Source organism: Streptomyces sp. NPDC127092 (assembly GCF_042722475.1).
In the GTDB taxonomy this organism is placed as follows: Bacteria; Actinomycetota; Actinomycetes; order Streptomycetales; family Streptomycetaceae; genus Streptomyces.
This window is the reverse complement of sequence record NZ_JBHXFE010000003.1, coordinates 25,621-48,456: the sequence shown is the minus strand read 5'-3', so window position 1 is coordinate 48,456 and position 22,836 is coordinate 25,621. Positions and strand designations below refer to the sequence as shown.

Annotated in this window: 23 protein-coding genes, 1 tRNA gene and 1 pseudogene; 4 read left to right on the top strand and 21 right to left on the bottom strand. The window is 71.2% G+C overall.

What is annotated here, in order from left to right; translation table 11 throughout:
* Together ACFWJO_RS03345 and ACFWJO_RS03340 are read right to left on the bottom strand one after the other, a co-directional pair.
* On the bottom strand, positions 1-1,760 hold a 1,760-nt coding region (locus ACFWJO_RS03345; protein ID WP_386863152.1), incomplete at its 3' end, for a YfjP family GTPase.
* 443 nt (positions 1,761-2,203) lie between these two features.
* On the bottom strand, positions 2,204-3,847 hold the full coding sequence (locus ACFWJO_RS03340) for a dynamin family protein (RefSeq protein WP_386863151.1): 1,644 nt from the start codon (positions 3,845-3,847) through the stop codon (positions 2,204-2,206).
* A 261-nt stretch (positions 3,848-4,108) separates the two neighbouring features.
* Here ACFWJO_RS03340 and ACFWJO_RS03335 point away from each other — a divergent pair.
* A tRNA-Arg gene (locus tag ACFWJO_RS03335) sits at positions 4,109-4,181 on the top strand.
* 165 nt (positions 4,182-4,346) lie between these two features.
* Here ACFWJO_RS03335 and ACFWJO_RS03330 read toward each other — a convergent pair.
* The 16 genes and pseudogenes from ACFWJO_RS03330 to ACFWJO_RS03255 form a co-directional block, all read right to left on the bottom strand.
* Positions 4,347-5,744: a tyrosine-type recombinase/integrase gene (locus ACFWJO_RS03330; RefSeq protein ID WP_386863325.1), complete on the bottom strand. Its 1,398-nt coding sequence runs from the start codon at positions 5,742-5,744 to the stop codon at positions 4,347-4,349.
* Complete coding sequence (locus ACFWJO_RS03325; RefSeq protein ID WP_386863150.1) at positions 5,744-5,941, bottom strand: helix-turn-helix transcriptional regulator; 198 nt, start codon at positions 5,939-5,941, stop codon at positions 5,744-5,746. Before ACFWJO_RS03325 ends, ACFWJO_RS03330 begins: the two co-directional genes overlap by 1 nt.
* Before the next feature lie 185 nt (positions 5,942-6,126).
* A complete protein-coding gene (locus ACFWJO_RS03320) occupies positions 6,127-7,317 on the bottom strand; it encodes a DUF3631 domain-containing protein (protein ID WP_386863149.1) in 1,191 nt (396 codons plus the stop codon).
* 191 nt (positions 7,318-7,508) lie between these two features.
* A complete protein-coding gene (locus ACFWJO_RS03315; protein WP_386863148.1) occupies positions 7,509-8,465 on the bottom strand; it encodes a bifunctional DNA primase/polymerase in 957 nt (318 codons plus the stop codon).
* 85 nt (positions 8,466-8,550) lie between these two features.
* Positions 8,551-8,829 (bottom strand): hypothetical protein, encoded by a 279-nt coding sequence (locus tag ACFWJO_RS03310; protein WP_386863147.1) that lies wholly within the window; start codon positions 8,827-8,829, stop codon positions 8,551-8,553.
* Between the two features lie 8 nt (positions 8,830-8,837).
* Entirely contained in the window at positions 8,838-9,026 is a 189-nt protein-coding gene (locus ACFWJO_RS03305; RefSeq protein ID WP_386863146.1) for a hypothetical protein, read from the bottom strand.
* A 30-nt stretch (positions 9,027-9,056) separates the two neighbouring features.
* Positions 9,057-9,212, bottom strand: a pseudogene (locus ACFWJO_RS03300) (hypothetical protein); the annotation flags it as partial.
* A gap of 258 nt (positions 9,213-9,470) precedes the next feature.
* Entirely contained in the window at positions 9,471-9,968 is a 498-nt protein-coding gene (locus tag ACFWJO_RS03295; protein WP_386863145.1) for a hypothetical protein, read from the bottom strand.
* 211 nt (positions 9,969-10,179) lie between these two features.
* Complete coding sequence (locus tag ACFWJO_RS03290; RefSeq protein ID WP_386863144.1) at positions 10,180-12,291, bottom strand: hypothetical protein; 2,112 nt, start codon at positions 12,289-12,291, stop codon at positions 10,180-10,182.
* A 2-nt stretch (positions 12,292-12,293) separates the two neighbouring features.
* Positions 12,294-13,841: a hypothetical protein gene (locus ACFWJO_RS03285; RefSeq protein ID WP_386863143.1), complete on the bottom strand. Its 1,548-nt coding sequence runs from the start codon at positions 13,839-13,841 to the stop codon at positions 12,294-12,296.
* 81 nt (positions 13,842-13,922) lie between these two features.
* Complete coding sequence (locus ACFWJO_RS03280) at positions 13,923-14,141, bottom strand: hypothetical protein (protein WP_386863142.1); 219 nt, start codon at positions 14,139-14,141, stop codon at positions 13,923-13,925.
* A 15-nt stretch (positions 14,142-14,156) separates the two neighbouring features.
* The gene (locus ACFWJO_RS03275; RefSeq protein ID WP_386863141.1) at positions 14,157-14,495 is read right to left on the bottom strand and encodes an RRQRL motif-containing zinc-binding protein; all 339 of its coding nucleotides are present in this window, start codon (positions 14,493-14,495) and stop codon (positions 14,157-14,159) included.
* On the bottom strand, positions 14,492-15,517 hold the full coding sequence (locus ACFWJO_RS03270; RefSeq protein ID WP_386863140.1) for a DUF2637 domain-containing protein: 1,026 nt from the start codon (positions 15,515-15,517) through the stop codon (positions 14,492-14,494). The genes ACFWJO_RS03275 and ACFWJO_RS03270 overlap by 4 nt, the downstream gene beginning before the upstream one ends.
* Complete coding sequence (locus tag ACFWJO_RS03265) at positions 15,514-15,852, bottom strand: hypothetical protein (RefSeq protein ID WP_386863139.1); 339 nt, start codon at positions 15,850-15,852, stop codon at positions 15,514-15,516. Before ACFWJO_RS03265 ends, ACFWJO_RS03270 begins: the two co-directional genes overlap by 4 nt.
* Positions 15,849-16,109 carry a DUF6284 family protein gene (locus ACFWJO_RS03260; RefSeq protein WP_386863138.1) on the bottom strand — a complete coding sequence of 87 codons (261 nt, stop codon included), beginning with the start codon at positions 16,107-16,109 and terminating at the stop codon, positions 15,849-15,851. The genes ACFWJO_RS03265 and ACFWJO_RS03260 overlap by 4 nt, the downstream gene beginning before the upstream one ends.
* 137 nt (positions 16,110-16,246) lie before the next feature.
* The gene (locus ACFWJO_RS03255) at positions 16,247-16,501 is read right to left on the bottom strand and encodes a hypothetical protein (RefSeq protein ID WP_386863137.1); all 255 of its coding nucleotides are present in this window, start codon (positions 16,499-16,501) and stop codon (positions 16,247-16,249) included.
* A gap of 630 nt (positions 16,502-17,131) precedes the next feature.
* Between ACFWJO_RS03255 and ACFWJO_RS03250 the strand changes: the two genes are divergently transcribed.
* Complete coding sequence (locus ACFWJO_RS03250) at positions 17,132-17,902, top strand: helix-turn-helix domain-containing protein (protein WP_386863136.1); 771 nt, start codon at positions 17,132-17,134, stop codon at positions 17,900-17,902.
* Positions 17,899-18,372: an NUDIX hydrolase gene (locus tag ACFWJO_RS03245; RefSeq protein ID WP_386863135.1), complete on the top strand. Its 474-nt coding sequence runs from the start codon at positions 17,899-17,901 to the stop codon at positions 18,370-18,372. The genes ACFWJO_RS03250 and ACFWJO_RS03245 overlap by 4 nt, the downstream gene beginning before the upstream one ends.
* Here the strand turns inward: ACFWJO_RS03245 and ACFWJO_RS03240 are convergent.
* From ACFWJO_RS03240 to ACFWJO_RS03230, 3 genes are all read right to left on the bottom strand, one after another.
* The gene (locus ACFWJO_RS03240; protein WP_386863134.1) at positions 18,360-18,929 is read right to left on the bottom strand and encodes an HD domain-containing protein; all 570 of its coding nucleotides are present in this window, start codon (positions 18,927-18,929) and stop codon (positions 18,360-18,362) included. The two genes, ACFWJO_RS03245 and ACFWJO_RS03240, sit on opposite strands and share 13 nt — an antisense overlap.
* Before the next feature lie 11 nt (positions 18,930-18,940).
* A complete protein-coding gene (locus tag ACFWJO_RS03235) occupies positions 18,941-19,384 on the bottom strand; it encodes a GntR family transcriptional regulator (RefSeq protein WP_386863133.1) in 444 nt (147 codons plus the stop codon).
* 163 nt (positions 19,385-19,547) lie between these two features.
* Entirely contained in the window at positions 19,548-19,871 is a 324-nt protein-coding gene (locus ACFWJO_RS03230; RefSeq protein ID WP_386863132.1) for a hypothetical protein, read from the bottom strand.
* Positions 19,872-20,703: 832 nt separating this feature from the next.
* Between ACFWJO_RS03230 and ACFWJO_RS03225 the strand changes: the two genes are divergently transcribed.
* The gene (locus ACFWJO_RS03225) at positions 20,704-22,602 is read left to right on the top strand and encodes a TerD family protein (RefSeq protein WP_386863131.1); all 1,899 of its coding nucleotides are present in this window, start codon (positions 20,704-20,706) and stop codon (positions 22,600-22,602) included.
* Positions 22,603-22,836: the final 234 nt, after the last annotated feature.

The following is a 22,836-nucleotide window of genomic DNA, read 5'->3' as shown; positions in this document are numbered from 1 at the left end:
GGAAGGGGCGGGGGCGGAAAGAATGGGGAGGGTGGTCCGACGGTAAGGAGTGGGAGGAATGGGGGGGGGGGGGTGGTAGCGGGGGGGGGGGGGGGGGGGGCGGGAAGCGGGGGGGGGCTCGGCGGCCGGGCCGCCGGGTCGCCCATGGCCACCGTCAGTTCGTCCAGCGCCTCCGGCAGCCCGTCCGCACCGCGCAGCGCTGCCTCCCGCACCGCCTGGGCCCACGGCCCGGGCAGGCCGCGCGAGGCCTCGTCGGAGACGATCCGCACCGCCTGTTCGACCCGCTGACGCGCGGTCAGCTCGTCCTCGGCCGGGTTCCGCAGGCGGGGATCGGTGCTGCTGCCGTGCGTGCGGATCCGCTCGTACCAGCGGTAGAGCCGCAGCCACGGCGTTCCGCAGGCGCGGATCGCGTTGCGCCGCCAGACGCGTTCGGCGGCCTCGCCGGCCGCCTGCGCGCCGATCGCGACCGCGAGCCGGTCGGCGAACTCCTCCCGGGCCCGCTCCCCCAGCCCGGGCCGCCCGTCCGCGACGAACACCGGCCGCAGCCGGGCCGTGGCGGCGTCCACGTCGGCGGCGAGACGCCGTTCGGGCGCCGTGCGCTCCTGGACGAAGCGGCCGAGCAGTTCGCGCAGTTCCGCCACGCCCTCCCCGGTCGTCGCGGACAGGGCGAGCACGGTCGCGCCCGGTTCGCCGTGCTCGCCGAGGGCCATGCCGTCCTCGTCGAGCAGCCGGCGCAGGTCGTCGAGGACCAGGTCGGCGGCCTCGGTGCCGAGCCGGTCGATCTGGTTGAGGACGACGAAGGTGACCTCGGCATGCCCGGCGAGCGGTCGCAGATAGCGCTCGTGGAGCGCGGCGTCGGCGTACTTCTCCGGGTCCGTCACCCAGATCACCGCGTCGACCAGGCCCAGCAGCCGCTCCACCTGCTCGCGGTGGGTGGTGACGGCCGAGTCGTGGTCGGGCAGGTCGATGAGGACGAGACCCTGCAGGTCGGCGTCGCCCGCGCCGCCCGCGAGCGGCCTGCGGCGCAGCCGCCCGGGGATGCCGAGCCGGTCCAGCAGGCCCGCGGAGCCCTCGGACCAGCTGAGCGCGATCGGCGCGGCGGTGGTGGGACGCCGCAGGCCGGTCTCGGACACGGGGACGCCGGCGAGGGCGTTGAAGAGGGCCGACTTGCCGCTGCCGGTGGCCCCGGCGATGGCGACGACGGTGTGCCGGGCCGAGAGCCGCTGTCGCGCGGCGGCCTCGTCGAGCACCCGCCCGGCCTCGGCGAGGGCCTCGTTCTCGACCCGGGTACGGGACAGCCCGACCAGTTCGTGAAGGGCGTCCAGGCGGGTGCGCAGGGCACCGCCGTAGGCGCCGCCCACGGGCGGGAAGACGCCGCCGTCGACGTCATCGGCGTCGTGACCGTCGGCGGCCCCGCCGGATGAGGCGCCGGCCGGCGGCTCGTGGGTGGGATGGGCACGCTCGGCGGCACGACGGGCGATGAGACCGTCGTCCCAGGGGGCGGGGGTGGTAGCGCCGGCTGAGGCGGGGGCGGGGGCGAAGTGGGGGGCGGGGGCGGGGGCCGGGGCTGGGGCGCTGGCCGTGGCTGAGGCGGGGGCGGGTGCGCTGGCCGTGGCTGGGCTGCGGCCCTCTGCCGGGTCGCGGTCGGAGCCTCGGCGGCGGTCGGCACCGCGGTCGCCGTTGCGGTCGCGGTCGCGGTCGCTGTCGCCGACGCGTTCGCCGTCGCGGTCGCTGCCCCCATAGTGGCCCGCGTCGTGCATGCCCTCGCGCCCCCCGTCGCGCTCCTTCGCGCCGGGAGACTCCCGTACCTCGTCGGCGGCGCCTGCTGCACCCCGGGCAGCATCAAGCGCGGCCGGTCGGTCAAGTCCCTCAGGCCCGTCGGGCCCCTCGGACTGCTGAGGTCCCACAGGCCCGCCAGGCCCGCCAGACGCGGCAGGCCCGCCGAGTCCGCCAGATCCACCGGCACTGGGTCCACCGGCGCCACCGGGTCCACCGGTACCACCGGCACCACGGGCGCCACCGCTGGCACCACCGGCACCACCAGCACCAGCGAACCCATCAGCTCCACCGGACCCACCAGGCATCCCAGCCCCATCGCCCCCACCAGACCCACGCAATCCGCCAGGCCCCCCGGACCCCCCAGGCTCCCCGAGCCCCCCGGCACCACCGGCAGCGTCGGTTACATCCACTGGCTCCACGGGCGTCACTTCTCCTTCTGCAGTACGGAGAGCGCGGCGATCAGCTCGGCCTGCGGCTCGGGGGTCACGTCGAGGGCGTCGAGGGGCGCGAGACGCCGGTCGCGTTCGGTGTGCAGGGCGCGGTCGAGGCACGTGGCGATCAGTTCACCGCCCTTGTCGCGCAGTCGCAGGGCGCCCTGGGCGCCGAGGAGTTCGGCGAGCCGGTCGCCCGCGGCGCGGGTGCGGCGGCCGCCGAGGAGCACGGCGGCGAGGAGCGCGGTGACGGTCCCGGTGTCGGGTGCCGCGGCGGCGGCCGCGCGCTTGCCGCCCCGTGCGGCGGCCGGGCGTTCCATCTCCCGTACCTCCTCCTCGACCATCTCCTCCAGGACGCGCCGCCAGTGCCGTACGGTCATGGCGATCCGCTCGCCGGCGTCCTTGGCGTCGTCCATGCCGGGGCCCACGGCTGCTGCGCCGGGGGCGAGCGCGCCCGCGGCGGGCTCGCGGCGCCAGGCGTCCCGTACCCGCTCGTCGGCGGCGGCGACGGCGCAGTGGACGAGCGCGGCGAGGGACTCGACGAGGGAGTCGAGGAGTTCGTCGGCGGAGCTGTCGCGGGGATAGCCGCGCCAGCGGGTGCGGGCGTCACCGGCGAGTACGGCGCCGCGGCGGACCTGTTCGCGGACCCGGCGCCCCTGCTCCTCGTACGCGGCCTCGACGGCGCCGCCGAGTCGTACGGCGGCGGCGTACTGGGCCGCGACCGCCCCGGCGAGCTCGGGCATGCGGGTGTCGAGTGAGTCGATCACCCCGGCGGCGGTCCGGCCGACGGCCTGCTGGCGGGCGGCGGGGTCCTGGACGCAGTGGGTGAGCCAGCCGCGCAGGGGGGCGACGGCGTTGTCGGGCAGGAGTCCGCTGCCGCCGCCGGTGGACTCGGGCAGTTCGGGGATGGTGAACCGGGGCGTGTCGCCGAGGCCGGCCTTGTCGAGCAGTGCCTCGTACTGCCGGGAGACCTCGGTGATGACCTGGTGGGGCACGCGGTCGAGGACGGTGACGAGGGTGGCGTCGTACTCCTTGGCGGTACGGAGGAGGTGCCAGGGGATGGCGTCGGCGTAGCGGGACGCGGTGGTGACCATGACCCAGATGTCTGCGGCGCAGATCAACTCGGCGGCGAGCAGCCGGTTCTCGACGACGAGGGAGTCGATGTCTGGCGCGTCGAGGAGGGCGAGCCCGCGGGGGAGGGTGGCGGCGGTCTCGAGGCGCAGGGCGTTGTCCTCGGGGGGCTCCTCGGGGTGGTCGTCGTCCTGTTGGGGCAGCCAGACCCGGGTGAGCTGCGGCAGCACGCGCATGCCGGCGAACCAGTGGTGGTCCTCGGGGTGGCAGACCAGGACGGGCGTGCGGGTGGTGGGTCTGAGCACTCCGGCCTCGCTGACGCGCCGCCCGACCAGCGAGTTGACCAGCGTGGACTTCCCGGCCCCGGTGGACCCGCCGACGACCGCGAGCAGCGGCGCGTCGGGATCCTTCAGGCGGGGCACGAGGTAGTCGTCGAGCTGGGCGAGCAGCTCGGACCGGGTCTGCCGGGCACGGATGGCGCCGGGGAGCGGGAGAGGGAGACGCACGGCGGCGACACGGTCGCGCAGGGCGGAGAGTGCGTCGATCAGCTGAGGCCGTTCGTCCAAGGTCACCACATGCGAAGAATGCCCAATTTTGGAGCCTTTTTGAAGCGTATTGGGGCTCTGCGCGCCGACCGAACGGATGTAGCCGGGGACCCCGGGCATAACGACTGCACAACACCCGGCCCGAGTGGCGCGAAAAGCGCTGCACGAATCGCACCTGCCTGCGATTATCGGACCGCTTCACCGAACCTCCACATCGTGCCACGCAGGTGAAGCAACCGGGCCGGGCCGATGGGACCCCTATCCTTGACCCGACCACCGCCGGCCCCCGTAGCTCAGCGGATAGAGCAGGTGCCTTCTAAGCACTTGGCCGCAGGTTCGAGTCCTGCCGGGGGCGCAAGACCGGGACCCTCCTTCGGGAGGGTCTTTTTGCTGGTCAGAGGGTGTTTCTGTGATCGCCCCGCAAGGGCCGGACCCGCCTCGGCGACGCGGGGCGTGTCCGGCGCTGTCCGGCTGTCACCGGGTTTCTGCGGGTGGCTGCGGAGAATACGCGGTGAAGCCGTCAGACGATCCCTGAGCTGGCCGGATCCCCTAGCTCACCTGCCTGCTCGATGCGCTGCTTCAGGTCATCGAGCTGCCCGTCGATGCAGCGGGCATACGTCGCCAGGAGCACGGGGACGCTGTTACCCGCCCACTCCGCGACGGTCGCGGCCGGTACGCCGGCGTTGAGCCAGTTCGTCAGGGCCGTGTCCCTGAGGTCGTAGACACGGCGGCCAAGCGGCGAGTCGAACTGGTGCGGAGTGAGCACTTCCTTCCGGGCTCGCCTCCAGGCGCGCCTGATCACGGATGCTGCGAGCTCCCCACCCTTCTCCCCCTGCAACAAGCGATCGCCGGGCTTCAGCCCCTCCTCTTCGATGTGGGCCCGGAGAATCCGCGTCAGCGCCGGCTGGCATGGCACCGTGCGCATGTCTTCGCGCGCTCGGCCCTTCAGTCCTCGCTCCTCGCGCAGCTCACCCGTGTCTGTCCACTGTCCTCCGACCTCGGGGCGAGCGGTGTGGAGCAGCAGCTCACCCCACTGATCTTCGGCATCAGGTCCGGGCAGGTGCACGTCTCCGACGTCGATCGCCACGGTCTCCTCGGGACGGGCACCGGTGTAGTACATCGTGGCGAAGAAGGCGTGGAGGCGTCGACCACCCCTCGGCCTCGCGTAGACCCATGCGAGCAGGGCGGCCGCCTGCTCTCTGTTGAGGAGCGCCCGCTTGTCGACGGCCGAAGAAGTCCTGGCCGACGTGGTGCCCCTGCCCTTGGGGAGCGGGTTCGTCTTGAGCACCTTCTTCTTGATCGCGTATTCGAACAGCACGTTCAAGATGCGCTTGGTCCGCAGGGCCGAGCTGGCTGCCACGGGCGTGCCATCCAGCTTCGTCCCGGCCGCACGCAGGACCGTGTCAACGGTGCCTTCGTCCTCCCATGCGGCCAGGTCGAGCGAGTTCCGCTGCACCCAGCGCAGGATCACGGCGATTTCCGGCGGGGCCTGGTCTCGGCGCTTGGTGTTGAAGGCGTACTCGCGGAGGGCCCTACGTACGTCGACCCCATGGAACGCCGTCGGCTGCGAGCGGAGCAGGGCGATCGTGACGGGCGTGAGCGCCTTGGCCACGTTCTTCCGGTTGTTCGCGGATGTCCGCTCCCAGAGCTGGTCAACGAACTGGATCGCAAAGTCGTACCACTTCACGGATGCCGCGCGGGACTGGTACGAGACCGGCAAGCCGGTGGTGAGGCTGAATGCCTCCCCCTTGCTGGCCGCGGACACCAGTCCCGAACGGAAGGACTCCGCGAGGGCGGCCTTGGCGAACGGCTTCCGCCACTCCTTCCCTTCCAGCTCCCAGCGGACCGTGTACGTGGTCTTCGTCTTCCCCAGGTACACGGAGGTCTTCCAGAACTTCACGTCGTACGTCGTGTCCATCAAGCAGCGTCCTCGTGGTCGCACAGCCAGAGTTCAAGGTCGGCGCGGCGCACTCGGATGTCGCCGTTCGGGAGCTTGATACAGCGGGGCGCCCGCTGCTTCTGGCGCCAGTCGTAGAAGGTGGAGCGGGTGATCTGAAGCTCCTCGCAGACCTCGGGGAGCGTGAGCATCGCGCGGCTCTTGGGCGCGGCAGCCATGATTGAACTCCTCATCGCTGTAGGGCGGGGCTCTTGGCCCCTTCTGCTGAGGTCCGCTACCTCCGCTACCTCCGCTACCGCCCTGGTCAGGGGCATGATCGGAGGTAGCGGACGGGGTAGCGGTAGCGGATGCGTGCGCTACCGGCCCCGCCTTTCGGGCGCGAGGCCGGTAGCGGGGTAGCGGGTCAGGTAGCGGACGGGAAGAGCTCTTCCGCTACCGATTCCAGGGCGCTGACCTGCGGGGTAGCGGTGGTAGCGGAAGTAGCGGCCCCCTGGAGGGCAGGGGGGCAGTAGCGGTCCCACGCGTCGTACAGATCGGCCGCGTAGTAGCCCTTCAACACGGACCCGGCGGTCTTGATGTTCCGGGCCTTGACGGGGGTGTTGTCGCTGGTCATGTACTCGCCGAGCATCTTGGCCAGGCCTCGGGAGTCGAGCGGCCGTCCGGCCATGTCGGCCCACGGCGCCTCTTCCAGCGCGCACAGCCGGTCGAGGATGGCGACGGTCGGAAGCCGGTCGATGCCGACCATGACGTGGTCGCGCAGATCAGTCAGGAGCCGGATGCCGAGGGACCCTTTGTCGTCGGCGCGGGCGGCGTTGACCAGCTCGACGCACGCCGCGCGGGCACGCTCGGGCCAGTCGCCGCCGGCCGCGTCCGCGACGGACAGCAGGGGCTCCCACACGTCTGCCGGTCGGTCGGTGACGCCTTCGGGCATGTCCGGCCAGCGTCCGGCGATGTCCTCACGGACCTGGTCAGCCCACTGCGCGAGCCGGTCACGCAGCTTGTTGCCCTCCGCCTCGTGGAGCCGGGCGCGGAAGGGTTCGACGTGCTCGTTCCTGGCGCGGCGGCGCATGCGGATGATGACGGATCGGGTGGTGATGGTGTCGGGGAGATAGCCGAGTCCGGCGACCGCGACGGCGGTGTAGGAGGGGAACTCCACCACGGTCTGGTTGCCGCCGTCGCCGATGCACCGGTAGGTGACGCCGGAGCGGCGGTGGCCGGCGTTGAGGAAGCCGCGGAGTTCCTCGTTGTCGCCGGCCTTGGGGCCGAAGACGGTGTCGATCTCGTCGAAGAGGATCGTGGGCCGTCCGGCGGGGTCGGAGACGGATCGGAACAGGGCGGCGGCCCGGGCGTTCACCGCGAGCATCGGGCGGGGCACCAGTGTCTCCACCACCTCCAGCGCGCGGGACTTCCCGGAGCCGGGCTCCGGGGAGAGGAACGCGAGCCGCGGGGTGGAGTCGAAGGCGTCGAGCAGGTGGGCGTGGGCGTCCCAGAGGGCGACGGCGACGTAGGCGGCTTCGCGGGGGAAGACGTTGAACCGGCGGTGGAACTGCTCGACGTCGTCGAGCAGGGCGGCGCCGTCGACGGTCTCGGGCATGCGGTTTTCCCTCCAGGCGGCAGCGGCCGAGTGGCCTGTGTGGTCGGTCGGGTGCGGGTCAGAGATTGAAAGGACGCCTTCGGCGACGCCCTTCGGGTCGCCCACCACCGGCCCAATGGGAGGCTGTTCGGCGTCCTCGGCCCGCGGCGTGGTCGCGGTAGGGCTTTTCAGGAGCGGGGATTCGGCGCGGCTCATGCGACGGCCTGCCTCGGCCGGGCGGTGCGCAGGGACCAGTCGAGCGCGCTGCGGATCGTGGCGCGGCACTCGGCCGGCGGCAGTCCCGCCGACTCCCCCGCCGCCTGAAAAGCCTCCTCGGCCACGTGCCGAGGGATGTCTCCCCACGCGACGAACCGCCCCACGGCCCGTACGGATGTCAGCAACTGGGCGTTCCTGCCGCCCTCGTGGGCGTTCTGCACGGCGGCCGTCTCGCGCTCCAGCGCCACCGTGGCGACGCGGCCGCCGCTGGTGAGTGCGGGCGCCGGGGCGGCGGCGCCGATGGGCTTGGGCTGCCGCTCGGTGAGCGTGTCGGCGAGCCACACAGGAAGCGGCGCAGGGGCGATGCTGTCCAGGACCGTGTAGGCGCCGTCAGGGGTGTGGCTGCCGGGGGCGACGACGTACCCGCCCCACCCTCGGGTGTCGACGTGGGTCCCGAGCCGTCCGGCGGTCGAGCCGAGCCGGGCACCGGGCGGTTGGGTGAAGTACAGGTGCATTCCGCCGCGCGCGGTCCGCACCCGGTAGGTGGTCGGGACGGCCTGCCCGGCGCGCTCGCAGAGCGCCTCGAAGGTAGTCACGCCGTCAGGCGTTCCTTCTTCGTCTGTCGGCTTGAGCGTGTCGAGGTCGACCACGAGCAGCCCGGACGGGCCCGTGGCGATCCCGACGTTGTACGGGGCATGCGTCCACGCGGCGGCGAGCAGATCGTGGTCGGTCGTGGCGCGCTGCTCCGGGGTGCGGTGCCCGTTCGCGCAGCGGCCGGTGCCGGGGCAGCGGGCCGTCGAGTGGCCCGCGGGCCGCTTGTCGCGGGGCCGGAGCGGGAAGACGTGCCACCCGCGCTCAGCCGCCGCGATCGCGTGGGCGAGCAGGTCGAGACCGGGCAGGTCGATGCTCGGAAACCCGTCCGGGTCTCGCCGAACGGGGTCGGGTTGGGTCATGCTGGGTGTCTCCAGTTCTGTGAGAAGTACTGGCAGGTGAGGGCGGCCCGAGGCTTTGGCGAGACGCGGGCCGCCCTTGGCGTTGCTAGAACGGCGGCTCATCGCTGTAGCCGTTGCCCCACGGGTCGACGTGCGGCTGACGGCGGCGCGGGAGCCTGGGGAGCGGGAGGAGGACCCAGGAGCGGTTCTCGTCCCAGCAGGGGCACGGGTCCCACTCGGTCCCGGCGTATTCGCCGGTCTCGTAGTCGCCGTAGTCCCGGTTGTGGCCGCCCTCGCCCCGGCAGTCGGGGCAGTCCGGCCGAGGGGTGTCGGTCAGCACCAGGGCCGGGCGGGGCCAGGTGGTCCGCTGGATGCGGAGTCGCATGCGGTTCCTCACAGGTTCTGGATGGCGTTGAGGGCGGCGCTGATGAGGTGGTTGACGAGGGTGGCGGCGCCGGTGGAGGCGAGGGTGAAGCCGAACATGGCGGCCACGAACGCGCTTCCGTATCCGAGGTGGCGGGTCCGCAGGAGGATCACGAGGATGAAGCCGAAGAGCGCGACCAGCGAGATGGTTATGGCCATGTGGTGCTCCTCAGTGGTGGTCGGGTCGGATCACGCGGTGCGGGAGGGCAGGAGCGGCCAGTCGATGTGCCGGTGGTGGACGTAGGGGTAGTGGTCGAGCGGGCGCAGTTCGGCGGCGAGCTGTTCGGCGATGGCGACGGAGCGGTGCCGGCCGCCGTAGCAGTGGACGTGCACATGGACCCAGGGCTCGCCCTGCGTGTGCCCGCTGCTCGATGTCGGCGAGCGCGTCGGCGATGAGCTGGTGGGCGCCGGGCGTGGCCAGGACGTAGGCGGCGACGTCGGGGTGCTGCCCGGTGAGCTGGTTCAGCGTGGCGCGGACGGCGGGGTCGTCGGGCGGGTTGTGCAGGGCGGTGGTGTCGACGATCACGGGGTCGGGGGCGGTGGGGTTGTCGTCGTGTCCGGTGCCGTAGGAGGTGATCAGGATTGCGGCCATGCGGGTGCTCCTCAGCGGTGGTTGATGGTGCCGTTGGCGCGGCCGAACAAGCCGGTCGCGGTGATGTTCTGCGTGATGTGCGTCGTCGACCCGCCCGAGCCCGCCCCACTGCCCCCGACGGCGCGGCGGGCGGTGCGGATGAGGACGGGGACGGCGATGACGGCGGCGACGACGAGAGCGGCGGCGGACCACAGGGCGTGGCTCATGGCGATGAGTCCCGGGGCGGCGTAGGAGAGTCCGATGCCGGCGGCGCCGATGCCGACGCCGACGGTGGGGGCGAGCAGGGCTGTGGTCTTGGCCCATGCCGGGATCGGCTGCGCGGCCGCAACCGGAATCGGCGGCGGGGGCGCGGGCTGGGTGTAGGCGAGGGTGCGGACCCCGTTGGGGAGGGTGACCCAGTCGACCCCCGGCGGGATCTCCGCCGGGAGGATCACGGGCCGCGCGGCAGTCGCAGGGGGTTGGGTCCAGGGGTGCGGGGTGGTGATCTCGTACGCGGTCGGCTCGTACACAAGGTGCCCCTTTCACGGCGGCCGGGCAGCACCCCGAAGGTGGGTGCTGCCCGGTGGCCTTGCTTGTCGTGTCGCTTGTCGTCTGGCTTGTCGTGCGGCTTGTCGCTTGTCTTGTCTTGTCGCTTGTCGCCTCCCAGGTCAGAAGCCGTTTCCGGGCCGCTGAGGCCCGCTGAGGGCCCTTTCTGCGGGCGGGACGACAAGCTGAGGCGGGTCAGCCCTCGTCGGGGCTGCTGGAGGCGTGGCGGTGGTGGACGTAGCGGGTCTTGGTGCCGTTCCCGACCCTTACCGCGGTGCCGTCGTCGGCCCATTCCTTGAGCCAGCCGACGACGGTCTGACGGCTGGTGCCGTGCTGCTCGGCGAGCGCGCGGGCGATCGCCGAAGCGCCGGTGCCGTCCGGTCCGGCGGCGAGCAGCACGGCGAGCGCGGCCTGTCGGGCCTCGCTGTCCTGCTGCTCGTTGCGGAACGCGCTCAGGTTCAGCCCGGGACGCTCGGCGCGGGTGTCCGTGTCCGGCTCGGCGGTGGTGCCGAACTCGGCGTCGATCTGCGCCATGAACCGGGCCGCGAGCGCATCCTCATCGGTCGCCGCAGTGGCCGGTGCGGGGGTATCGCGCAGCGCGGAGAGGTTCAGCCCACCCGGTCGGGCGGGGCGGTCCTCGGCCGGCGGGGCGGGCCGCTCGTCGGCCACGGTGCTGGTGCGCATCCACGCGGTGCGGGTGGTGTCCCAGCGGCGGGCGTAGGCGGGGCCGGCCGCCTTCGCGGACTCCGCGTCCAGCCGCGGGTGGAGCGTGGAGGTGGCGCGGACGATGTCGGCGATCTGGTTCGGGGTGATCCGCCAGGACTTGAACAGGCCCGGCGCGCTCTCGGGGGTTCCGATGAACCCGGCGCCCTTGTACGGGGCCTGCTCCGGCTTGAGCCCTTGGGTGCTTTGGAAGATCCGGGAGAGGTCCATGCCTTCGACCTCGCCGCCGGTCAGGACGACGCGCGCCTTGGCCTCGCGGCGGATCATCAGGTTGCCCAGCACCGAGCCGGTGGCACCGAGCGCGGTCAGGACGGTCCGGATGCCCATGGCCCGCAGCAGCCGGATGACTTCCAGGATCTTCGTGGCGAGCCTGCGCATCTTCGGGTCGTTGCTGGCCAGGATCTCCGCGCCCTCGTCGATCAGGATCATGATCTGCGGGATCTGCGCGGAGACGGGCAGCAGGTCAGTGTTGGCCTGGGCCATGAGGTCCTGGTAGGCGACCTTGCGGTGCTTGCCCACGCGCAGGGCGGTGTCGAGCATCAGCTCGGCTTCCTCCTGGGTGGAGGCGAGCCAGTCGATGCCGGGCTGGGTCTCGCCCTGCGGGTTGCCGACGCCGTCGAGGGCGGGGCGGACCCAGGGCAGGCCGGCGGATCCGGCGTTGAGGTCGATGACCCAGCTCAGGATGTCCGTGGAGCGGGAGAATCCGGCGAGAACGTCGTGGACCATGTTGGTCTTGCCCGAACCGGTCGGCCCGACGATGAGGGCGCACTGTTCGCGCAGGTAGACCGGGATTTCCCGTCCGTCGGAGCGGACGCCCCAGGGCAGGCCGGTGTGGATGGACAGCGGCCCGTAGTTGGTGGGGTAGGGGATCTCTCCGGCGAGGACGTTGACGGTGGAGACGTCGATCAGGACGCGGCCCTGGTGGATGCCGGGGGTGGCGGCGACCGTGCAGCCGTGCGGCAGGCGGGCGTCGGCCGACAGGCGGGCGGAGTCCTTGGCGATCTGGTTGTAGGTGGTGCCGCCGGGCAGTTCGGCGTCGATGGTGAAGCCGGTGCCGGTGGGCCACTTCTCGATCGCCAGCACGGTGAGCGTGATGCCGCAGACGCGCTGGATGCGGTCGACCCACTCGGCGGCGAGGGTGCGGCGCTCGGCGGAGAGCTCGGCGGCGACTTGCCGTTCCGCGAGCGCGATGAGCTCGAGTTCGCGGGCGTCCTCGTAGAAGCCGACCGAGCGGGCTGCGGTGCCGATGCCGACACCGAGGACGGCCAGGGATCCGATGGCGGTCCAGGTCAGCGGACCGCTGGCCATGGCCCACGTGGTCCACCCGGCGCCCAGCAGCCAGGATGACGCGCGCAGGGCGATGGTGCGGGCGGACAGCCGCTCGCGGAGGGTCGAGACGGTGTGGCCGATGGCGCCGGCCGTGCCGACCGCCAGGGCCCAGCTCGGGGGCATGCCGGTGGCGGCGCCGGTGGTGGCGAGGGCAAAGGCGCCGGTGGTGGCGGACAGGGCGCCGGTCACGGGTCCGTGACCGGCGCTCCAGTCCCACACCGGCCCCGTGGTGGTGGGGTTGTCGGTGGTGGCCATGATCAGACGTTCCAGCCCTTCTCGGCCTCGATGCCGTTGCGGGGGTCTTCGTGGCGGGCGATGTCCTGCGCGTGGACCTGCCGGAACAGCGGTCCGACCTGCTCGGAGGAATCGACCGCGCGCATCAGCGCGCCGTAGATCTCGTCGAACGCGCCGGCGATGTCCTTCTCCAGCGGGAACTCGTTGTCGGACCGCTCGGCCAGGATCTTGAACGTCTCGGCCACGTGGGACAGGGCCTCGGGCAGGTTGTCGACCATGGACAGGATCTCCATGGCCGTCTCGGGCTCGTAGGTGCGGGCCGCGTTCGCCATCTCGGCGGCGGCTTCCTCGAACTTGAAACCGGACACGTTCACGACCTCCACAGGAGATGAAGGAGCAGCGGCGGTGAGGAAGGTGGGACGCTCGGCCTTGTCGCCGATCTGCTGCTCGGCGTCGAGGTCGGCGTCGATCGCGGCCTCGGCGGCGGCCAGCTGCTCGCGGATCGCTGTGTCACGGGCGGCCTGCTGTTCCTCGGCCGTGCGCAGCAGCCGCCGGTACAGGCGCCGGCCGGGGTGCTGAAGGGACTTGATGCCGAGCTTGCGGCCCAGCGGCGTGGTGAGCGTGCCGAGCGCGCCGACGGGGGAGGCGAGGAGGGCGGCGAGGAGGCGCCGGCCCTGCTTACGGGCGGCGGACTTCCACAACGCCCGTCGGGCTTCCCTGCGGACGGCCCGCTTCGCCACCCGGGCCTGCTTCGCCGTCAGCCCCGCGCGGACCTTCCCGCGCGCCCCGTCGACCGCCCGGGCGGCCGACCGGTCCCGGGCCGTACGGGCCCGCTGCACGGCCGCGTCGCGACCGGCACGGACCCTGCCATCCAGCAACGAACGGCCGCCCGTGGCACGGCCCTTCCCGCCCCCGCCGCCTGCGCGGCTGGTGGTGGAGTGGCGGGGCGAGGGGGTGTTGCGGCGGGTGTCGGCGACGGCCCGCCGGTTGTTCACAGACTGTGCGCGGCGCTCCGCGCGCGTCGGAGCGGTGGCCGAACGGGCTTCCTGCCGCAGGGCCTTGACCTGCCCCACACGGCCCTTGGGCTGCGTGCGCGACACCGACGGGGAGGAAGTGCCGACGTTCCCCGTGCGGCCCTTGGCCGACCGCGAGGAACCCGAGCCGCCCTTGGACCCGGCGCCCCGGCGGCTGCCAGCGCCGGTGCTGGTAGGGCTCTGGCGGGACAACCGTGAGGGCGGAATCTTCGAGGTCCGAGCCCGTGCAGTGGTCTTGACGGTGCGGTTGCGGGCCGCCCTGCGGGCCAGGACCACACCGCCGACGACCGCCGCACCGACGGCAGCGAGGGCGGCGCCGGGCGGACCCGCCGTAACCGCAGCGGCAGCGATACCGCCCACGGTGCTGTTCACGCCCGTCGTCGCGAGCGGCACCACGGGCCAGCCGCCCGGGGTGTGCTCAACCTTCGGGCTTTCCTTCACCCGCTGCTCGGTGGTCGGCGGCGAAGGCGGAGGAGTCGTCGGGGCCGGCGGCGGGGCGAGGGTGCCTACTACCGGCTCGGTGCTGATGTCCGTCATCCTTGCTACCTCCCTTAGGGAGATCTAGGGGCCCAGCCGGGCTGTGGAAGGTTCACGGCTGGGCCCTGCCTTATGTGCAGGTCAGAGGGTGTTCGGCTCCAGCGAGAAGAACAGCACGGTGCCGTTCTCCATCGACGGGGAGCGGCGGGAGGCGTCGGCTCGGAGCTGGACGAGGAGGTCGTAGCGGGTCCACCCCTCACGCGGGGTGTGGGTGCCGGACAGGGTGCACACGCTCCCGCGCTCGCTCTGCAGCGTCAGCACGTACATGTGAGTGCCCTGGGGCTGGTCGTCGATCTGCACGATGAAACCTCCGGATCAGGAAGCGAGTTGGGTCGAGTCGTCCGCGCACGGGACGCACATGCCGAGGGAGCGCGGGATGCGATACCCGGCGTCACGGCGGCAGTTCGGGCAGATGCACTGGGAAGCGTTCGCCCGCGCCAGGGCCGCCCGCTTGGCGGGGGTCATGGGACGGACGGGCTTGGCCCGGTCGATGCGGTAGAGGTAGGCGACCAGCGGCCCGCGGCGGCGCCGGGGGCGTTCGAGCTGGGCTGCCACGTCCTGCCCGCCGGGGCGGAGCCCCATCGCGCGGAGCTGGCGGTAGGTGGCGTAGCCGTCGGGGGCGAGCCGCCACCGGTAGATCGGCAGGCCGCTCATGACGTGGCACCTTCGAGCGTCCGGCCGGATGTGATGTCGCGGAGTTCCTGGTAGCGGGTGGAGACCCAGCCCACGGACCAGCCGCACAGCTCGGCGGCCTGCCGCACCGACAGACCTGCGCCGAAGGCGGCGGTCACGGTCTGGCGGGCCAGGTCTTCCGGCTGCTTCTCAGCGGCGGGGCCGGCGGCGAGGAGAGCGGCACGTTCACGCTCGGCGCGCTCGGCTGCCTGCTGCTGTTCACGGCGGGCGGCTTCCTCACGTGCCCGGCGCTCCTGTTCGCGCTGCTGCGCGGCCTGCCGTTCACGGGCCTGTCGCTGCCGTTCACGCTCCAGCTCGGCCGCTCGCTGCTGTTCACGCTCCCGCTCGACTCGTTCACGCTCGGCCTGCCGCTCACGCTCGGCGGCGGCTTCCCGCTCGCGCTCCTCGCGCCGCGCCCGCTCCTCGCGTTCAGCCTGTTCACGTGCCAGGGCGGCTTCGTGCTCACGCTGTTCACGGGCCATCCGGGCCTCGAACTCCCGCTGCTCCCGGACACGCCGTTCGGCGGCTTCGACCCGCTCGACGGCGGCCCGCTCCCGCTCCTGACGCTCGGCCCGTTCACGCTCCTGCACGGCCGTGAGCGCGTTCGTGATGGCCCGGCGGTAGGCCAGGCCGGTCTCGGCGGTGACGATGAGCAGGAGCGGCGCCACGGCGTGCACAGCGACGCCGACCAGGTCTTTCGCCAGGGCGGAGTCCGCCACGTTCAGGGCGAGGGTCATGCCGCCGGTCATCCACCGCAGCGCGATGGGCCACCGGCCACCGTGCCCGCCGAGCCGGGCCAGGACCGAGTCCAGGCGGACCACGATCACGACCGCGGCATCGACCACGAGGGGCAGGATCGGGGCGGTCCAGTCCCACTCGTCCGCCGTGTGCGCCGCCATGAGCGGCGTCACGGTGAGGACCGAGTAGAGCATCGCGCCGCCTACGATCAGCCACGTGCCGACCGACAGGGCCCGTTCCGCTGAACGGATCTGAACGTCGTTCACGCGGGCACCTCCGCCCGTGAACGGGCCTCCTCGACGGCCGGGAGGGTGCCGAAGCCGGTCAGGTGCAGCGCGGCGCCGGCGTAGTCGGCGTGAACGGTCAGGACGCAGGTGCGGCCGTCACCCTGAACGTGGTGGGCCACGTTCAGCGGGTCGAGCCCCAGGGCCTCCCGCCACGCCTCGAAGGCGCCCAGGTCGTTGTGGAACGACAAGTCGAGCCGCTCGGGGAACACAGTCGAGAGCGAAACGCACGGCGCCGGCAGGTGCGGCTGGTCCACGCTCAGGGTCCGCAAGGCCACCAGCGGCGCGCCGAGGTCGCCGAGGATCTTCGCGTTCATGCGGCGCCGCCCAGCGTGCCCACGCGGTTCGTCAGGTCACGGCGCTCGGCCAGGACCCGGTTCCGGGCCCGGCGGATGCGCCGCTCGTCCAGCACCGTGGCCGGACGGTCGAGCAGGTCGATCTCCACGTCGAGCAGGTCGACCTCCGCCAGAATCAGCGGCATCTCCAGCTCGATCGCGTCCAGCTCCGCGCCCGACGGCTCACCGTCGAGCCCGGAGGCCGTAACAAGGGCCTGAAGTGCAGCGATGGACTTCATTGGGTCTGCTCCTTCCAGTCAGGAACGGCCCGAACGAACCCCCGGTGTTGCAGCACCGGGGGTTCTCGCCTGTCAGCGCGGGCCAGCGCCCCGGCCGGGAGTCGAACCCGGCCTTCGACCATCGGGACTGCGGCGACTCAGCCGAGGGCCGCACGCACCGCGCACCTCAGCCAGCCCCCGCTCTTGCGATCGCTCGTGGCAGAGCGCTCGGCGGCCATGCGCTCCCATTCCTGGGCCTCCGCTTCGCCGCCGTCGAGGCGAGCGAGGTGCGCGGCCTGCTCGTATGCGTTCATCTGCCGCCACACCTCGTGGCTCGCCGGTGTCACCGGACCAGACCGCGCCGTACCGCTCGCGACACACTGCGCGAAGTACTGCTCTTCCGGCGTCTGCATGTCACGGAACCTGCGGCCCATAAGGGCCTCCCTTCGTCGCACGTCACATGGAATGGGTCCCGGCCGATAGCGGCCCCGGCTCCCCTCGACCCCGCCCGTACGAGACGGGCGAGGGAGGCAACCACCCGCAGCCGGGGCTGCGAAGGAGGAGGAAGTGCAAGGTGGCCCCCGTGGGGCCTGCGATCTCTGCCCTTGTCTCACCGCAAGTGGACGGACTCCTTCGGCCGTCCCCAAAGGGCGACCCGGAGCAAAGTGCTTGCTGCTCGTGCGGCAGGGCCCGCGGCTTGTCGCAGGTGCCTGGATTGTCTTGCTGACGGCCGCTCTTCCCTAGTGCAGGCTGCGGTGCGTCCTCTGTTCAGTTCTCAAGCCAGCAGTCGCTTCCATCGAGCCGACCCGCCAAACGCGGAGCCCTCCGGGCGTGAGGTACATGTAGTACCTGTTCCTCATAGTGGGGTGGATGGTTCGCGGCGTCAAGTCCTTCGGTTTCTTCGACTTCGCGAGCCCGCCCCGCTGAGGTACCTAAAGCGTGGCCTGATCAGGCACGACGATGAACCCCGCACTTGCCCAACTCCCGGACGTCTTCGCTACGGTGAAGTCGTCCCAAGTCGTCCCACAGGGGGAGAGCACGGCATGGCGAACGAACGGTTACGCGGCGCGATCATCGAAAGCGGCATGACGCTTGATCAGATCGCTGAACGCCTAGGTGTGTCGGCGAAGACCGTGGAGCGCTGGGTCAACGAGCCGAAGCGTCAGCCGTACCGCCGGTACAAGTACGCGACGGCATCCCTGCTTCAGCGCGAGGTCTCCTACCTCTGGCCGGAGGAACGAACGTCGGCGGAGGTCACAGAGGCAGGCAGCGCCGAACTGGTTCAGCTCTACCCGCACCGCTCCGTCGTACCGAATCGACTCTGGCCGCAGCTCTACGCCGGCGCCACGCGGCACTTCGACGTGCTGGTCTACTCGGGTTTCTGGCTCACGGAGGATGCGGCATTCCACCAGGTCGTGAAGGAGAGAGCGGCCGCTGGCGTACGGATCCGGTTCATGCTCGGCGACCCCGATTCGGCCGCCGTCGCCGTGCGCGGCGCGGACGAGGGCATCGGCGGTGCCATGGCGAGCAAGATTCGCAACGCGTTGGTGAACTACGCTCCCCTGTTTGGCCTGCCAGGGGTGGAGTTCCGGCTGCACTCCACCACGCTCTACAACAGCATCTACCGCGCCGATGACGTGATGCTCGCCAATGGGCACTTGTACGGCGTCGGCGCCTACATGGCACCGGTTCTGCACCTGCAACGCGTCCCCGGAGGAGAGTTGTTCGACGCCTACGCGGAGAGCGTCGAACGCGTCTGGGAGAGCGCACGACCTATCTCCTCCCCCACTGACCTGCAAGGATCGGACACATGAGCCGGATCGATTACTTCCGCGACCCGAAAGCGCCAAAGGCCAACTCAGTGGTGCCTTCCGTGACGGTCGTGGTCCGCGACGACCGCGGGCGCCTCCTCCTGATCCACAAGACGGACAACGACCTGTGGGCTCTCCCGGGCGGCGGCCACGACATCGGTGAGCGGATCGGCGATACGGCCGTGCGGGAGGTGGAGGAAGAGACTGGGATCCGCGTCGAGGTCGACAACATCGTCGGGCTCTACACCGACCCTGATCACGTCCTCGCATATGACGACGGCGAGGTGCGGCAGCAGTTCTCCATCTGTTTCCGGGCCCACCCGGTCGGGGGCTCTCTCCGCACGAGCAGCGAATCGAAGGAGGTCCGCTGGGTGGACCCGGCAGACCTCGACGGCTTGGACATTCACCCATCCATGCGGCTGCGCATCGCGCACGGCCTGGACGAGACTCAGCGGGAGCCCTACCTCGGCTGAGCCCTGGCCGCGGCGGCGGCCATCCGGTGCTCCACGCGCTCGTTCGCGGCATAGATCTCCGGCGCCGCTCGCTGGATGAACCGGCCCACGATCGTGTCCGGCCCATACCGCTGGACGATCTCGTCCAGCCGGGCCGCCGGCGTGGTGTGCCCGCCGTCCGGCGTCGTCGTCATGTCGGAGACGATGAGCGCGTCCACCAACTCCGGTCGCTCAAGCTCGAACTCAGTCTCCAACTCATGCCGGAGCCCTCGCTCCTCGGCTTCCAGGAGCGCACAGGAGTGATGGGCCACGAGTCGCACGACCCGTTCGTCGGCGCCCTCCTGGTCGCGGAGGAACCGGGCGCCGTCGAGCGGGTGGAAGCCGGTGTTGGCGATGGAAGGGGAGTAACCGACGTCGTGCAGAACGGCGGCGGCCTCCAGAAGCTCGGCGTCTCGGCCGAGGATCGGGCTCAGGGAGCGGGCCCGCTTCGCGACGCCGAGGGAGTGTGCCCAGCGGCGCGGCAACGGGTCGGACAGCATCGATTCGGAGAGCGAGTACGCCCACTCGGTAAGCCCCATGCGTGCCAAGGTTACGAATCCTCCGGGTTCGTCGGGAGGGCGCGCACAGTGCGGCCCTTGCCGTGAATGGTGGCGAGCAGGCCGGTTCCCTCCATCTGCGCGAGGGCGCGCCGGACCGCCGTACGAGACGCGCCGAAGCGCTCGACCAGCTTCGATTCCGATGGGTACGCGTCGCCTACCGACATGGAGTCCTCGGTGATCACGTTGGTCATGCGGTCGACAAGCGGCGGGATGGGCTTGCCCGAGATCCGCCATCCGGCGCCGGGCACTGAGGCGATGAGTTTCTCGGCCTCCAGGACCTTGAGCGCGCGCCGGACGGTGTTGCGGGACACCTTGTGCGCGCGCATGAGGTCTGCCTCCGAGGGCAGCGAACCGCCCTCGGGCCCCTCGGCTACGTCCTTCCGTAGCGCATCGGCGATGAGCAGATAGGTTCCGCGCGGGCTGGCCTCCGGCACGGCACCTCCTTCCAAGAGCCTTCGACTAGTGCCAGGGTCGCACGTGATCACCGCAGATGGGCATGTGCCGGTAGGAGCTTCGGAAGCTTCTGTTGTCCCGGCCTGTGCATGCGTAAGAGTCCTTGGCAGCGCCCGTCGACTGATACGGGCCCGCAAGGACCGATCAACACAGGGGATCACGTTCCAAGGCAGCGCTGGCGCAAGCCAAGAACTCTCGTATGCCGCGCTCCAGGTTCTTCAGTTGATCAGGAAAGCCTGACGTGTCCCACGCAACCACGGTCGCCCCTGCGTCAGCGATGTGACCAGCGTTGCGAAGGAACCTGAACAGGGAAACCAGGCCGCTGGACAATTCGACGACAGTGTTGACGGAGGCCTCCAGCTCGGAGGGTCCGTCCAGAATGACGCGGCGCCCGCAACGGCTGACCTCATCGGCCAGCTCAATCGCACGGGCTATGTAGCCCTCTCTGAACTCATCCTCCTTCACCATGATCACACCTGCTTCGGCCCCCGTCACTTGGGACGATGGCATGAGCCTGCCGAGGGTGACCCATGGCTCAACATGGTCATGGAGCGCGGTCGCGGCCGACGAGAATGACTCGTAGGACGACCTTCTAGGCTCCCTACGCACCCGCAGGCTCTCGACCCGCATCTGAGTCTTAGCCAGCGATCTTGAAGTCAGGGTTGTCACAATTGTTCCGACCGTAGCTACTGCAGCGCCCAATACCGCAGCTACACCAGCGTCCATGTGGCGACCATCCCCTCTCTGGCATCGCAGCGTCTCGCCATGACGGCGGGGCTCAATGCTCTCGAATCGCTTGCAGGATGCCCGCCAGGGCGAGCCCAGAGGTAGCCGCGCGGCACCGTGGGCGCCTCAGGCAACTCCAGTCCCTCTACCGTCCGATGGCCCCCGGGGGTCGCCTCCGGAACCAGCCCCTCCGGTGAATACGCGGAAAATTCCTGGCGGGCGGCATCGCACACTGATCAGTTCCCCTGGTCAGAGCTCCGATCACCTTGAATCACACAGGTCCCTTCTAAGCACTTGGCCGCAGGTTCGAGTCCTGCCGGGGGCGCAAGACCGGGACCCTCCTTCGGGAGGGTCTTTTTGCTGGTCAGGGGCGGTTTCAGGTCAACGGACGGAGGCCGGGGAGGAGGGACCGGGGTGGCTCGATCCGTCCGGCTGCAACCGGCCAGAGGCGGCCTCTGGCGGCCTTTCGGCCCGTAAACGGCGCGAAGTTTCAGGGCGCTCTCCCGGTGGGGTCGAGGGGACAAATCGGCATTCGGGTTGAAGTGACGATCACGCCCGGATCATCCTTGCCGTCATGTCTCTCGCCGCCGCGCTCGACGTGTCCCACCTGCCGGACTACGCGTACGACTGGGCTCTGGTCGACGTCGAGACATCTGGCCTGATCGCCCGGCGTGACCGGATCCTCTCGATCGCGGTCCTGACCTTCGGGCCAGACGGGACCCAGAGCGGCGAGTACTCCACTCTGCTCAACCCAGGCTGCGACCCCGGCCCCGTGCACATTCACGGCCTGACCGCGGAACGGCTGAGCGGCGCCCCGACCTTTGAGCAAGTAGCCGGACGGATCGGAGCGCTGCTGCAGGACCGCGTCATGGTGGCCCACAACGCACAGTTCGACTACGACTTCCTGGCCCATGAGTTCGCCCGCGCCCGGCTGTACCTCCCCGTCACCCAGCGCCTGTGCACCCTGGCCCTGAACCGGCGTGTGGAACCACCCACCGCCGACCTCAGCCTGGCGTCACTGGCCGCCCACTACGGCGTGCCGCAGACCAGCGCACATGACGCGCTGGACGACACGCGCGTCCTCGCGGGGATCTTCCGGTCCTCCCTCTCCGAAGCCGCACGGCTGGACGTCCCGCTACCGCTGGTGCCCTGCCCTCCCCGGCAGGATCCGCAGTTCGCGCCGAATCCACCGAAGACCCCGTGCGCCTACCGGAACCCGGGCCGCCTGACACCCGGCGGCCCGCTCGTCCAGGGCATGAAGATCGCCATCACGGGCGAGACGGCGACCTCCCGGGCCGAGCTGGTGGCCCGGTCCGTCGCCGCCGGCCTGAACGTCATGTCGTCGGTCAGCAGGCACACCAGCGCTCTCGTCACCAACGACGCGGCCTCGGGCTCGGCGAAGGCCCGGCGCGCGATCGCCGAAGGCGTCACGGTCATCGACGAGCACACGTTCCTCAAGCTGCTGGGAGACGTGCGCTCCGGAACACCGCACGAGAATCACACTCCGAAGAAGAGCCCGGAAGCGGCGGCCCCGGCCACACGGCCCACACTGCCCACTACGCCGACGCCGTCCCCCGCTGCGCCGACGCCGTTCCCCACTACGCCGACGCCGTTCCCCGCCGCGACCGCAGCTGTCGCGGACGTGCCCGCGCCCAGGCAATCCGAGTCCAAGCGTTCCGCCAGGCCGTTCGGCCGTCGGCGCGTCCTGGTCCTGGGCGGCACCCACGAGGAGGCGTCCGCCGCCCGGGCCAGGGTCGTCGAGCTTGGCGGCGCCGCCGCGATCAACCTCTCGGCGAGCGTCACCGACGTCGTCCTCTTCCCCGGGGGCGAACTCGACCGCCGCATGCCCCGCATCGCCGCGTTGGGACTTCCGGTCCATGCGCACGGATGGCTGGGAGCCCCCACCTCCGAGCCGGCCGACGTCCCCGCTCTGGACGGTGCGATGACCGACGTCCTACCGCGCGGCGGAGTCATCGATCTCCCCACGCTTCCCGCCGCCGGCCAGTGGCACGTGGGTGCTTCCTGGGCACAGCAGACGCACTGCGAGATCGACGTCGTCTCCTTCGTCCTCGACGAGGACGAGCAGGTCTCCTGCGACGGGGACTTCGTCTTCTACGGTGCGCCGGAAAGCCCCGACGGAGCCATCCGTCTCCTCTGCGACGGCCCGACCGAGCAAACCATCGCCATCGACCTCGCGGCGCTGCCTCCCTCCGCCCACCGGATCGCGATCGCCGCCGCCATCGACGGTGCCGCCACCTTCGGGGACATCGGGGCGGTTCGGATGACCCTCGCACCGGGCGTCGATGCTCCGGCCACGGCCCAGGCCACTCTGGACGCCGCCACCAGCGAACGCACTCTGCTCCTCGCGGAGATCTACCGCCGGGGCCCGAGGTGGCGCTTCCGCGCCGTCGGCCAGGGATACGACCACGGCCTGGAGACCCTCGTACGTGGTTACGGCGTCGACGTGGAGTAGCTCTCGTCGCTGTCAGAGGTCAGATGTCAGATGTCAGATGACGGGGTGCCCCGGACGGGGCGGCGCCACGTCCGGACACGCACCCGGCTCGCGCGCGCCGAACCGTGTGGCGTTGGTCGAACCTCCCCCTCGGCCGAGGGATACGGTGCGGCCATGTTCTCTGGGCAGGCCGGCCGGACGACGAGATACACAGCGGAGGACAACTGGTGGCCGTCCTCCAGGATCTGCATGTCG